Annotated in this window: 14 protein-coding genes and 1 tRNA gene; 7 read left to right on the top strand and 8 right to left on the bottom strand. The window is 47.2% G+C overall.

Going from position 1 to position 13,115, the window contains the following annotated elements:
• Positions 1–231: 231 nt before the first annotated feature.
• A complete protein-coding gene (locus L6442_RS03015) occupies positions 232–1,230 on the bottom strand; it encodes a polysaccharide deacetylase family protein (RefSeq protein WP_194235244.1) in 999 nt (332 codons plus the stop codon).
• Positions 1,231–1,326: 96 nt separating this feature from the next.
• Between L6442_RS03015 and L6442_RS03010 the strand changes: the two genes are divergently transcribed.
• Positions 1,327–1,665, top strand: coding sequence for a L,D-transpeptidase (locus tag L6442_RS03010; protein ID WP_194235245.1), 339 nt, complete (start codon positions 1,327–1,329; stop codon positions 1,663–1,665).
• 89 nt (positions 1,666–1,754) lie between these two features.
• Here L6442_RS03010 and L6442_RS03005 read toward each other — a convergent pair whose 3' ends face one another.
• On the bottom strand, positions 1,755–2,489 hold the full coding sequence (locus L6442_RS03005) for a glycoside hydrolase family 73 protein (RefSeq protein ID WP_237100192.1): 735 nt from the start codon (positions 2,487–2,489) through the stop codon (positions 1,755–1,757).
• Between the two features lie 243 nt (positions 2,490–2,732).
• Between L6442_RS03005 and L6442_RS03000 the strand changes: the two genes are divergently transcribed.
• Positions 2,733–3,293, top strand: a complete 561-nt coding sequence (locus tag L6442_RS03000; protein WP_212980435.1) for a GNAT family N-acetyltransferase — start codon at positions 2,733–2,735, stop codon at positions 3,291–3,293.
• Positions 3,294–3,535: 242 nt separating this feature from the next.
• Here the strand turns inward: L6442_RS03000 and L6442_RS02995 are convergent, their stop codons facing one another.
• The 3 genes from L6442_RS02995 to L6442_RS02985 all read right to left on the bottom strand — a co-directional run bounded on the left by L6442_RS02995 (position 3,536) and on the right by L6442_RS02985 (position 5,288).
• The gene (locus tag L6442_RS02995) at positions 3,536–4,453 is read right to left on the bottom strand and encodes a hypothetical protein (protein ID WP_212980436.1); all 918 of its coding nucleotides are present in this window, start codon (positions 4,451–4,453) and stop codon (positions 3,536–3,538) included.
• A gap of 143 nt (positions 4,454–4,596) precedes the next feature.
• The gene (locus tag L6442_RS02990) at positions 4,597–4,887 is read right to left on the bottom strand and encodes a YolD-like family protein (protein WP_212980437.1); all 291 of its coding nucleotides are present in this window, start codon (positions 4,885–4,887) and stop codon (positions 4,597–4,599) included.
• Between the two features lie 188 nt (positions 4,888–5,075).
• Positions 5,076–5,288, bottom strand: coding sequence for a hypothetical protein (locus L6442_RS02985; protein WP_194235249.1), 213 nt, complete (start codon positions 5,286–5,288; stop codon positions 5,076–5,078).
• 402 nt (positions 5,289–5,690) lie between these two features.
• Here L6442_RS02985 and L6442_RS02980 point away from each other — a divergent pair, with 402 nt between their 5' ends.
• Positions 5,691–6,368, top strand: a complete 678-nt coding sequence (locus L6442_RS02980) for a PsbP-related protein (protein ID WP_212980438.1) — start codon at positions 5,691–5,693, stop codon at positions 6,366–6,368.
• 322 nt (positions 6,369–6,690) lie between these two features.
• Here the strand turns inward: L6442_RS02980 and L6442_RS02975 are convergent, their stop codons facing one another.
• Entirely contained in the window at positions 6,691–7,269 is a 579-nt protein-coding gene (locus L6442_RS02975) for an LOG family protein (RefSeq protein ID WP_194235260.1), read from the bottom strand.
• A 402-nt stretch (positions 7,270–7,671) separates the two neighbouring features.
• Between L6442_RS02975 and L6442_RS02970 the strand changes: the two genes are divergently transcribed.
• Positions 7,672–8,829, top strand: coding sequence for a PsbP-related protein (locus tag L6442_RS02970; protein WP_212980439.1), 1,158 nt, complete (start codon positions 7,672–7,674; stop codon positions 8,827–8,829).
• Between the two features lie 254 nt (positions 8,830–9,083).
• Positions 9,084–9,419 carry a DUF2500 family protein gene (locus L6442_RS02965; protein ID WP_212980440.1) on the top strand — a complete coding sequence of 112 codons (336 nt, stop codon included), beginning with the start codon at positions 9,084–9,086 and terminating at the stop codon, positions 9,417–9,419.
• Between the two features lie 310 nt (positions 9,420–9,729).
• On the opposite strand, the gene L6442_RS02960 is transcribed toward L6442_RS02965, so the two are convergent.
• Positions 9,730–9,801 (bottom strand) — tRNA-Thr (locus L6442_RS02960).
• Positions 9,802–9,897: 96 nt separating this feature from the next.
• Positions 9,898–10,203 (bottom strand): MTH1187 family thiamine-binding protein, encoded by a 306-nt coding sequence (locus L6442_RS02955; protein ID WP_194235253.1) that lies wholly within the window; start codon positions 10,201–10,203, stop codon positions 9,898–9,900.
• Positions 10,204–10,673: 470 nt separating this feature from the next.
• On the opposite strand from L6442_RS02955, the gene serS reads away from it, so the two are divergent.
• Together serS and L6442_RS02945 are read left to right on the top strand one after the other, a co-directional pair.
• On the top strand, positions 10,674–11,966 hold the full coding sequence (gene serS, locus L6442_RS02950) for a serine--tRNA ligase (RefSeq protein WP_212980441.1): 1,293 nt from the start codon (positions 10,674–10,676) through the stop codon (positions 11,964–11,966).
• A 238-nt stretch (positions 11,967–12,204) separates the two neighbouring features.
• The gene (locus tag L6442_RS02945; protein ID WP_237100191.1) at positions 12,205–12,744 is read left to right on the top strand and encodes a DUF1572 family protein; all 540 of its coding nucleotides are present in this window, start codon (positions 12,205–12,207) and stop codon (positions 12,742–12,744) included.
• The last annotated feature ends 371 nt before the right edge of the window (positions 12,745–13,115 follow it).

Raw genomic sequence — 13,115 nt, 5'->3', positions numbered from 1 at the left:
ATTCACACTGGCGCGGTCATCGGAGCCGCAAGGACAAAAGAGAGGTAGGGCTTTTGTTGTTTTAGAATGTCATTTATTCTGCTTACCAACACATCAAGAAACACAGGAACCGGCTGCAGTCTTGCTTGTATAGACTGTCAGGGGTTAAATAGTTGGCGTCATGCTGCGCCAGACCAAACATAAACCCCCGGGGAGCTGCGATTTGCAGCCTTCCCGGGGGTTGCCCATTTTCTATACGTTGAAGCCTTTGATCGGCGTTTTGATCGGTGCGCCTCTTTTCATATATTCAATAAGCGAAATCGGGTTATTATCCATTCCTCCGGCATTGACGCGGTAACCGATATATTGGCCAGGACTGTTGATCCCCTGTTTGACCGAGAAGGTAACCCGTATGCCGAGCTCGTGACAGATGTCGATGACGGGTTTGGAATAACCCCCGTAAGGGAAAGCTAGAATATCCTCCGTATTCCCGACCTCCTGGCGCAAAATCTGACCCGCCAGCCCCAAATCATGTTTTACACGACGGACGTATTCTTCCTGGTTTTCCACATGATGCAGCGTTTTGTTGTGCAGCGGCCCCATCAACAACGGTTCGGCACGGTCTTTCGTTTTGCCTGGAAGCCGAATATAACCGTAAGAGTGGGAGTCGTAGGTATGGTTGTAAAAGTCGATTCCCGCCTTGCGCATCTCCTGTACCTGCTTCCAGTTCAACTTCGGAATGCCGGGATGCTTATTGTTCCCTACCGTTGAAACGATCAAAAAATTCGTAGCCGGTACCTTATATTCCTGCAAGATCGGGAAAACATGCTTATAAAATGTTTCATAACCGTCATCAAATGTCAAAAGTACAGCGTTATCCGGAACGGGGCGGCGTTTGGTAATAAAATCCGCGTACTGCTCCATCGTAATCCACTTAAATCCGTTGGCCTTCATGGCATCAAGCTGCTGTTTGAACACAGCCGTATCCAAGCTTTTGATGTTCGTAGGGTTCGGCTGAACGTCATGGTACATCAATACAATCACTTTATTCTTATAATAAATGGCATTAGGCGTTGGTCTGGTCGAGAAAAAACCATGGACCCGTATGGCCCCCGCTCCCGCTTTATTGTGAACCTCGGCACTCGTTCGCGCCGGGTGATAAACATAAGGACCTTCCCTCCAGAGAAACACAGCGGCAATCAATACGATTATGCCAAGCACGCTGTACTGGAGAATTCTTTTTCGATGCATCAATTTCTTGAACTCCTTTATTTCAGAATATTCGAATGAATCCGAGAGTACATTCCCCACCTTATAAACATACTCTGAAAGTAAGGAGTGATGCAAATGCCGAACTATCGGATTATCGTCGATCTATCGGACCGAACGCTATATTTGCTGGACGGCGATAGAGTTACCAAGTCCTATCCCGTTGGCATCGGCAAAATGCTGACAAGTACCCCGACCGGCGAATATAAGATCATCAATAAGCAGTTGAATCCCGGCGGACCGTTTGGAGCGCTTTGGATGGGACTCTCGAAACCGCATTACGGCATCCATGGCACCAATGATCCTGAATCGATCGGTCACGAAGTTTCACATGGTTGCATCCGTATGCATAACGAGGACGTACTTGAGCTTTCATCGTACGTACCTGTCGGTACACGCGTAACCATAAGGCCTTAATATTTTATTTTCCGAACTTCAAAAAAATCCCTGCTTGAGTGCAAACTCTCCCAGGGATTTTTCCTTTTGGGGATCGGCCCGGAAAATGTCTAAATGAAGCCGCCGGCATTGCTGACCCTTATTCCTTTTTCGCGCCGGTACTGGATCACGAGCTGCCGCCAAAAATCATAACTGCCTTTATTATCCGCAATATACGGCTTGTAGAACTCAAACGCATCCTGCGCCCAAACCGGACATGGCATATTCAGCAGACCCTCCTGCTGCTTCATCCATTCCGCCTGCTGCTTTACCGTCTGCTGCAGCGCTTCAAATGCCGCTTTCTCTTCTTTGGTCATGGGTTCCTCTCCTCCCGTCATGCTGTCATATTGATACAAACTGTACTGATCCATGATGAGAATCAGCTTATCGGCATATTGCGGATCGGTTGCATAACCGGCTTTGGCCACGGCTTTGGCTGCCGTTTTGCCGTCCGTATTCAGAGCTCCCGCATATCTCCGATCACCGGCCACACCGTTAACAATCAACCGGGAGTGATCCTGGATCGATTCTTCCCAGCTGTGATACATCCGGAAATAAGCATAAATCTGTACCATTGTGCCTTTGATATATTCCGAGGTTTGCATACGAATACTTCCGGCCGGGCCATCGCCCTTGATGCCGAACAAATTATTGGCTTTGGCGGTGAGACCGCTCCCGCCCCATGACGATTCAAGCGCCGCCTGAGCGATCGTAAGCGAAGCCGGAACCCCCGTTTTCAGCTGATCGGCTACGGCAAGCGGGATCATTTTGGATATAAAATCGGCCTTTTTCAATCTGTCCTTCACCACCTTTCCCGCTTAGCTCAAATCCCGGCTGCATCCGAATCCCTTCGACTTCAGCCGACGAATTGATCTGCCGCAATAGCTTTATATTCTATTAAATGCCGCTTGGCATCAGACGGCCTGTACGACCATACCTTGCCTCTTAAGGCGGACAAGCCTGATTTCAAGCTTCGGCAGGTTGCTTGCGTATAGTCGGTCCTCTTTTTAAAATAGGATCATACAAGCCAAGGAGGAGCATATACCGATATGGATAAAGTGAAATGTAGCATTCTTAGGCGGGAGGTCTTGCCGGGGATCGTAGCAGGGCAAGCAGGACCTGATGATAGGGAAGCCGTGAAGAATCTGATGGTTCAAACCGCTGCCTGGCTGCAAAGCAAAGGCTCCAAGCAATGGCATGAACTTCTTGCCGGGGAAGACCGGCACGGAATGGAAGATGCGATTGGGCGCGGCGAAGTATTTATATTCAAGCAGGATGGGATCATCGCCGGCATGGCCATTCTGCAGCAGCATGCCAGCAATTGGGACCGTTCGCTCTGGGGCGATGAAGGGCATGAATCATCCGTTTACTTGCACCGGCTATGCATCAACCGCGATTTTCAAGGCAAGCAGCTTGGAAATGCGATTCTGCATTGGGCTCAGCAAGACGTTCGTTTCCCCGGCAAAGACCGAATCCGTCTTGATTGCATTGCGTCCGAACCTGCCCTGAACCGTTTGTATAGCGGTGCAGGCTTTACTTATAAAGGCCCATCCGCCAGCGGCGAGTTCAGTCTGTTTGAGAAAATACAGCTGGAAACCTCACTAGGTTAGTAAAAATGAGCATTTTAACCTCTTATTCTATCACGAAACATCCGTTGCATTCTGAATATATTACTAGAAACGAAGATCAAATCTTCGTTTTCCGCCAGCCTCACTCTTCACCCATCATTCCCCTTACTTGGCAAAAAGCCTGCAGTCTCACTGAGACGCAGGCTTTTTGCTATCTATGAAATGAACTCCCTTACGGGATAAACGCGATCAATACCGAAGTATCGTCATCAAAACCCCCGCGTCTACCTTACGGTAATAGATCCTACCGAGGAAGAAAGAGTAACCAGCGGGCCTCCTCCGTTAACGTCTTGTTTTCCTTTAGCGGCGCCGGAAATAGGCCCAATATCACTATCGGCATCCAAGGTATATTTGATTGAACCTTCGAAATTGGCATCGATGCTGCCCACATCGGTTTTAGCCTTAAGACTTCCGTCCTCGGCGATCCCGCTGATGTCGAGCTGCAATCTGCCCGCACCCGATCCAATTCGGGATTCCCCTTGGATATAAGCGTGGCTAATCACGGTCTCTCCCACATCATTATTGACCAGATATACTCCCTTGAGATTATCGATCTGAATTCCGCCAACATTATTGGTGATTTCAAAACCGGTCATTGCCGCAGGGACTTCCACCTCATAATCGATCATGAAATTGGAGGTACCGTACTTGGAGTTGGACCAATCCCATAGGTTTGTATCTGGCTCCCCTTTCGGGCTGGTGACGATCATCAGCTTACCGTTTGCGGACACAAAAGAAGTCTCGGCTTCCTTCTCGATTCTGCTGTACGCCTTATCATCCTTCGCCCAGATCGTTGTCTTGACGGACAATGTTTGCCCTTTCCCGGGCACAAGCTTGATGTCACCGACCTTATGATCAATATAGAGCATGGTATCGGCGCCAACCTCGCGCTGGGCGGTCAGGTTTAACTGCTTGCCCTTTTTTCTTATATTGTCCTTCACCTTGTTTGTGGTGTCGGTGGCCAAATGATCCGCCGCCCTGACCGCAACATTACCTTCGTCCTTGGCAGCCTGCACGAATTCGTCAGCCGTTTGCACCGCTTCTTCCTTGATATTTTGCATGGCTTCATCCACTTCGCCGCACCCCGCCAGAAACACTGTTGAAAGTAATGCCACGGCTCCGAACCGCCTAAATGATTTCACCTTGTCTCCCCCTCTATCAAATCAACCTGGTTATATATGGTACCCATTATACGGATTTGAAAGCAGCAGCAACAACAAACCGCAGACCGGTTTCGTACTGGACCTTAGTCGGGGGAAGCTTACAGGGAATTTAACCGAAACTATTAAATTTGCGCTGATCGAATATCCTCAAATCTGATCCACTGCCAGTCGTCTTCTTCACGCAATTTGATTTCTCTCAAATATGTATTAATAACTGTCACGAACCCCTTTAAATCGCTGGTTCCATGCGGCTTATTCACGGTCAAGCAGATTTTCACATGCTCTTCGAGCGAACGCGTAAGCACTTGCTCCACTTTCCGCCATTCGGAATTTTCTATGTTGTTCTCTGTGGCAGGCGTTCCCTTGAAGTCCCGGTCCGGGGCAATCAAAACAGATTGATTCGGTTTGCTCAAAAATATCATCTCCTGATTACTTATAAGAACAAGTGTTCCTATTATAACTCAAAACATCCCATTTTGGCAAATGAAAAATAAGACAATTTTAGCGCATAACAAAAACGCAGTCCACCAGCCTTGAACTGCGTTTTGATCCTGCAACCGCCGTTTTCCGGGAAATGCTGTTGGCATCCGCCCCCAAATTTTCAGCGGGTTAACGGTGCCTTCTTCTCGCTTTTCTTGTCGTAACCTGGCTCATATACGCTGAAAAAGGAAATGCTTGATGTTTTCACATGATGTTCGTTGATAACGACCCATTCCTCGCTCTTCAGCTTTTGGATGATTCCCGGAATATCGCCTGAAATGATATTAAGCGATTCCCCGCCGATAAAATGAATCGTAATGCTGTTTTCGCCCACCGTTTCCACCTCCAAAAATTGGCTTGCCGCCCTTCAGAAATTATTCCCCATCCTTCTACTTCTTATTTACACCTAATGGACAGGCCAAGAAACCTGATAAAGAAATAAAAGCGTCGGAATTCATTAAAAATTATGTTACAATAAACCATTGGTGGAGACAGGTAACTTTTTTGGTGAAACTATCTACTTAAATCTTTGTAAATGGAAGTGGAAATCCGATAATAAAGATAGACCTGATCTTCGCTTCTGCTTAGTGCAGAATCAATTGGGCATTCCAAGGAAAAGGGAGGTTTATTATAAAGAGAACAAAGGAGCGGCACCCGCTAGTACCAAGCTTTTTAGACATGATGAATAAAGCCAATCCCCCAGCCGATGGGTAATCGTAAAAAGGAATGAACGAAGTTGAAAAAATCGATTGTACTGATATTGTCTTTATGCCTGCTATTAACCGCTTGTGGTTCCAAAGAGAAGGACAAAGAAAAAACGGCAGAAGAAAGCAAGACTACCGTAACCCAAGAAGCGCCGAAGGAAACCACGAAGGAGACTCCGAAAGAGACTTCAAAAGATGATGCTTCGAAAGATGCCGCTAAACCATCGGATGATTTAAAAACCAAAAAGGCAGAAGCCGAAGGATTTTCCTTCGAATACCCGGAATCCTGGCAAGCTTATGATTTGTCGGAATTGAACCAGCCCATGATCAAAGCGGCTTATGCCGATCCTGCTCCGAAAGTAGCGTTTGCGGATAATGTCAATGTCACTTCTGCGCCTGGCAACTCGGGTGTGACGGCTAAAGCAATTGCGGATTTGACTGTTACCCAATATGAAAGCGGAGCTTTAGGGGACGCCATGAAAGATTTCAAAAAAATAAGCTATGACGACAAAGACAAAAATTCCGGCGTGCTGATCGGCGAGTATACCCAAGGGCAATCGGGAATTAAGGTCGTATTAACTCAATACATCATAACTGGAAGCCCTAATATGTATACCCTTTCCATTTCTTACACCAAAGAATCTTACGATAACGGCGGCAAAGAAATGGCTCAAAAGATGCTCGACTCCTTTACAGTAAACAAGAAGTAATGTACCGGCGCACAATCAACGCTCGACATTTGTAAAACCATGACAGCATTAATGAGCTGATAGATTCTGGCCGATGCATGGCAGCGCTTGTTCTAAAATATGACAGATAAATGACATAAACAGCTTATTATTACATAGCGAGTCATAGCGTCCATTCCCTGCCATATCGGCAGAAAGCAAAACAAAGCTAAATCATCGCTGGTGGATACATGAGCAGTTGATCGACAAGCAGACCCAGGCAGTTTACTGCCATTGGGCCTGCTTTTTTAAATATCCTCATATAATCGATTTAACCGCGTTTTCGTGAACTTACTTGGCTCGCTTAGGTCAGCTCGACCCATTTCTGCCCTTGCTGGACAGGGACGTAATGCAGGAGCCGTTCCACAAGAATTTCCGGGTCGGATTCGACGATCAGCAGCTCAAGATTTTCCTCGCGCATAAAACCTTCTTTTACCGTATGCTCCAGCATGGCCATCAGCGGATTATAAAATCCGCGCACGTTCAGCAAGCCGATCGGCTTGTTGTGAACCCCTATTTGCGACCAGCAGGCTGCTTCAAAAAGCTCATCATATGTACCAAGGCCGCCTGGCATGCTGATAAACGCGTCCGATAAGTCGGCCATCATCTTCTTACGCTCATGCATGCTCGCTACTTCATGGAACTCAGACAAGCGGGTATGGGCGACTTCACCACGGAACAGTCCGGTTGGCATGACGCCGATGGCCTTTCCTCCCCTAGACATCACCTGGTTCGCCACACGCCCCATCAGGCCGACGCTGGCTCCGCCGTACACCAGATCGATGCCGCGCGCCGCAAGCACCTCGCCCAATCGAACCGCCGCTTCTTCATATTCGGCATGGTTTCCCGGATTGGAACCGGAATAGACGCAAATACGTTTAATGTCTTTCATGATTTCCCTCCTGCTGTTTTTCTCTAACAGTTCCCTAGTATAGGAGAAAGCATAGGTTTCCGCCAGCAAAACTCGCCAAATTCCGCACGATTCCCCGAAACTCAGTAGGGATAAAAGTCGTTATTCCCGATTTCATGTTACAATAATAACCATTGATGGGGATCGGTAACTTTTTTGGTGAAACCAACAACTAAAAACTTTCGTAAAAAATAGAACCTGGTAAAAAAAGCAGCATACCTCATCTTCACTTCGGTTTTTCAGCCATATCAATCCGAAAACACCATGTAGAGGGGGGACCACAAAAAGCAAAATAGCAGCACCCAGGTTTGTCATGCATGATGAACGGAGCAAATCCCCCAGCCGATGGGCAATCGTAAAAAGGAATGAATAAAGTTGAAAAAATCAATAGTACTTATATTATCTTTATGCTTGCTACTAACAGCATGCGGTTCCAAAGAAAAAGAGAAAAAAAAATCGGCGACCGAAGAAAGCAAAACGACCGTAACCCAGGAAGCGGCGAAGGACACTCCGAAGGAATCGGATGAAGAAAAAACGGCAACGGCCGAAACTAAAGAGTTTTCATTTGTATATCCAGCTTCTTGGGAAGCCGTAGATTTAGCGAAACTTAATCAGCCTTTGGTTAAAGCCGCTTATGCCAATCCTGATACAAAAGCAGCATTTGCGGATAATGTTAACGTTACTGGTGCAGCTAACAACTCGGATGCGACGGCTAAAGCAATTGCGGATGCGACCGTTGCCCAATATGAAAGCGGAGCTTTTGGAGACGCCATAAAAAATTACAAAAAAATAAGTTACGACGACAAAGCCAATAATTCCGGCGTGCTGATCGGCGAGTATACCCAAGGACAATCGGGAGTTCAAGTCGTTGTAGCTCAATACATCGTACCTGCAAGCCCCAATATGTACACCCTCTCCATTTCTTACACCAAAGAATCTTACGATAAAGGCGGCAAAGAAATGGTTCAAAAGATGGTCGATTCCTTTAAAGTTACCCAAACAGCGGCTACCGCCACACAGTCAGCAGCACCGGACGCATCCGCGGCAGCAGCCAGTTCAGATCAAATGACAATAGCTGACTTTATGTCAAAGCTTGTTCCAGCTTTCGCGGGGAAAGACGGAGAAATGTCAGAGGCAACTTATAACTACATAGCGAGTCATAGCGATCTTTTCCCTGCCGTTACGGCTGAAAGCAAAAACAAAGCCAAATCGCTGGTGGATGCAAGCATCACTTCCCGTCATATTTTCAAAAACATAACTCCGTATCTGGATAAGATGGTTCAGGTTAAAGGAACCGTTATAGAAATTGTGGAAGAAAATATTGAAAATATCGGTCCAATGGCCATCTTTCATGTAATGGATAAAAATCAAAAATCCCATACCGGTATATATATGGGGGCCACAGGCGATATTTTACAAGACGACGAAGTTATAATGTGCGGTGTTCCTACCACCATATTTTCTTTCGCCAACTCCAATGGTGGCACAGACCAAGGCATTTTATTGATCGTGTCGACCGTACAGAAAAAATAAGTTGTTGAACTACATGAAGAACGCAGACCAGGTGGCATATTGCCATAAGGTCTGCGTTTATTTCGCGCTAAACCTGGATGAACAGCGCTTGTAGCTAGCAGGGTCTAGTTATATACTATTAATTCAGTTATCGCTTCTATCTTGTTTCAAGATTTTTACCATATTACACATATTATCTGGAAATTATTATGTTAGTTCTATGAACATTTGATATAATTCCCCTTAGCTTACTAAGGAAGGAGATAAAATTTTATATGGAGAGACTTGGTAGCATAATTGGCGTTTTAATTATTATCGGAATAATATCACTAGCTATAGGCATCCCTATTATTCAGGAGCGAAGAGAAAAAAGAAGAAATGCTATGCAACCCATAGAACGATATCAATGTAAAATAGTCGATAAAAGGGTTGTTGCAACTCAGACCGCAAGTGACAGCCCAATAAAAAATGCATATTTTATAACTTGTGAGTTTGAGGATAGATCACGCCGTGAGGCTGGTGTTACATCATCAGAGTACGGCCTTTTGGTTATCGGCGATGAAGTCGAATGGGAACAGCAAGGAACTTATGTGAATATTACAAGAATATAAAAATGATCTGCCATAAACTTGAACTGAACTCTTTAGAAGAGACACTAGAACCCCCCTTGGTTAATCCGATAAATTCTAAGGGATGTGCACTGCACCAATGGATTGGGAGTCTTTGCTTGCTTATTTCAGATATTTGCCCTAATCCGCCCTGAAAATATTGATGATTCGATCACTGAAACGCGAATTTCTACCGAAGAAAACACTTTAATCGAGTAAAGGTTAGTAAAAATGTTAGCAATCAGGCCGATCAAACAAAAAAGGCGCAGTCTCCGAAATCCGGAAACCCGCGCCCTATCAGGCTTTATAAGAGTGCTGGTGAAGGGAATTGAACCCCCGACCTACGCATTACGAGTGCGTTGCTCTACCCCTGAGCTACACCAGCTTGGCAAGTTGTTTTTCGTCTGAACAATCAAACGAAACAAAAACTATTATACAACTTTCGTTTCAAAATGCAACACCTTTTATCAATATAGATGGTTTAATGATGAAGCTTCTCTTGCACCGACTGAAGTTTTTGCGCACTGGATGAAGCTTTATCGCGCCGGTCGTCGATTTTTACAGATGTGGACACGCGCTGCGCTCCCGAAAGGAAAGGCGCCTCATGCAGTGCCGAAATAGCTTTCCAAACCTCCTCCAACGGCCCCTCAATAATCGTGCTCATGGAGGTTAACTGGTAACTGACTCCTTGCTGGTTTGCGAGTACTTTCTGCATATCGGCCACATAAGCGCTGAGGCTGGTCGTTGCCGTCCCGATCGGAATAACCGTTACTTCTGCTATCGCCATTTTTACTCCTCCCCATCTCTGTACTTAAGGCAGCTTTTACCACCTTCGATTTATTCTCATTGTATCCAACTGCGGAAAAGATAGCAAAGTATCAGACTTCAGCGCAAAGTTACGGGCAAGCTATGTCAGCCCATGGCTTTATGAGTTTCTGCCGATCACCCGATTTTTTTCGTAGAAAATGCATATTGCGTAAAAAAACGGTTTACGTTATACTTACCCCAAAGAATTGAACATTAGCTATTATGCCTATGATCAGCATCCAACTGTGAGGCGTTTTCGACCGGAGCAGCTATATTCCCGCTCTCTAAGTTTACCGGCTTCCGCCCGTTACCGCGGACCAAGAGGATCGGATCGATGTTTTCACCAAAACAGTCCGGTCAAGTTGGGTGGCACCGCGAGCAAGCGCTCCTCGTCCCAAAGGATGAGGGCGCTTTTTGTATTTTCACGGACAAAGGAGCTAGTGATCAACCATGTTAACCATTCAATTTATCCGCGAGCATGCGGAACTCGTACAGCAAACGGCGGTAAACAAAAATATTCCTTTCCAGGTGAACGAACTGCTGGCCTGGGATACCAAGCGGCGGGAACTGCTGCTGCAAACGGAAGGGCTGCGGGCACAGCGAAACAAATTGAGCAAGGAAATTGCTCCGTTGATGAAACAAGGGAACCTTGCGGCGGCTGAGCCGGTGAAAGCCCAAGTCAAGCAGTTGAATGATGATTTGGCCGGCTTGGAAACCAAGCTTCAGGAAGCCGAGGCTTATGTATCGGAAATGCTCCTGCTCGCGCCCAATATCGTGTCGGCGGATACGCCGGTCGGCAAAGATGACAGCGACAATGTCGAGATCCGCCGGATTGGAGAAATACCTGAGTTTGATTTTGAGTTTAGGGATCATGTCACCCTTGGGGAAATGCATGACATGATCGATATCCCGCGCGGCGTCAAAACCGCCGGCACACGCAACTACTACCTGAAAGGTGCTGGCCTTTATCTCCACCTGGCCGTGCAGCGGCTCGCGCTGGACTATCTGGCTGCCCGCGGATTCACGCCGATGGACGTTCCGGTGATGGTCCGCCCTGAAGCCTTGAACCGGACGGGCTTTTTCCCGACCGGCCAGGACCAGACCTTCGAACTGACCGGAGAAAATAAATGGCTGGTCGGCACGTCGGAGGTATCGCTAGTTTCGTATTACAGCGATGAAATTGTGGATGTGGCCGAGCCGATTCGGCTGGCCGGAATGTCGGCCTGCTACCGCCGCGAGATTGGGTCGGCCGGACGGGATGTCCGCGGATTATACCGCGTCCATCAGTTTGCCAAGGTGGAGCAGGTCGTTCTCTGCCAAAATGATCCGGCAGTGTCGGAGGCCATGCTGCAGGAAATTACCGGTCATGCCGAAGGCATTCTGCAGCTGCTGGAACTGCCCTACCGGGTAATGGCCGTCTGTACCGGCGATATGTCGCAAAAGACCCATAAACAGTACGATATCGAAACTTGGATGCCAAGCCGCGGGGAATACGGAGAGACACATTCGTCGTCGAGTTTGCTCGATTTTCAAGCCCGCCGCTCGAATATCCGGTACCGGGATGAAGAAGGCAATTTGCAGTACTGCCATACGCTAAACAATACCGCCGTCGCATCGCCCCGCATCCTGATTCCGCTGCTGGAAAATCATCAGCAGCAAGACGGCAGCATATATATCCCTGAGGCGCTGCGCCCTTATATGGGCGGGGTTGAACGCCTGGTTCCTCCACTCCCCCTGGAATAACTTCAGCGCTTGAGGGAAAGATGGCTTCGGACAAGAACGATAATTAACAGTACACGCACTGTCCCGAAACAGGAAAAACAATGGCGCTCCATAGGAATGATTCATAACATGGTCCAAAGCCGCTCTATTTTGCGTCAACTATTGCTCAAGCCAAGTTTGCAGCCGCTGATTCGTTTGAAATATACTGGCTGTATCATGCAGCAGCTTGTGTTACCCAAATCTTGCGGAGGTGATTCCCTTGGAAAATCAAGTGAACATTCAAAATGTGCCCAGTCTATATCTGCAAAACGTAATCGCGAATTTCAAAGAACTCAAACAGTCTGCCGAAAAAGCCATGGCCCAAATTTCCGATGAAACGAAACTGAACTGGGCCCCCAATGAGGAATCCAACAGCATCGCTGTAATCGTCAAGCATCTTAGCGGCAATATGATTTCACGCTGGACCGATTTCCTGACGACGGATGGCGAAAAACCTGACCGTGACCGGGATGGGGAATTCGAAGGTACCATCCACTCCAAGGAGGAGCTTCTGGATGTTTGGAACCGGGGCTGGGACGTTTTCCTCCACAGCCTCTCCGAACTTAAGGGTGAAGACTTGCTCCGCACCGTATATATCCGGAAGCAGCCGCATTCGGTGCTGGAAGCCATCCAGCGGCAGCTTTCGCATTATTCCGGCCATGTCGGCCAAATCATTTACGTCGCCAAAATGATCCGGGACGATGCTTGGCAGACTCTCACCATTCCACGGCGCAAAACAACCCCACAAAGTGACGTGTAGCCTTTGAAGCTTATTCCGATTACTTTGCGGGGCCCCCGGAAGTTTATACTTTCTCATATGTCAAGAAATCCTGACTGCCGGGGAAGATGCGGCAAATGGCCATCATGCAATTTCAAGGCTGATCTATATAAGTTGAACCAATGATTTGTACGGATGAAAGCAGCCGGGTGAAATGTTCTTTCGATCGCTGTTGCTCCCAGATTTCTATGATTGAACCTATCTATTGTAGAAATCCGCTCACAAAGCATATGCTTACGATGCTAGCTTTCCTTCGGAAAGCTTTTAGGCGAACGCTTCGCTTCTCCGTAAATCTTTCTCCTAGGTTCAATATTCTAAAGTGATCTTCGTTAGGAGATTGAACCCTCTTGCCT

The organism is Paenibacillus azoreducens (assembly GCF_021654775.1).
Taxonomy (GTDB): domain Bacteria; phylum Bacillota; class Bacilli; order Paenibacillales; family Paenibacillaceae; genus Paenibacillus_AQ; species Paenibacillus_AQ azoreducens.
Note: the sequence above shows the minus strand (reverse complement) of the source record. Positions and strands in the feature narration are given on the sequence as shown.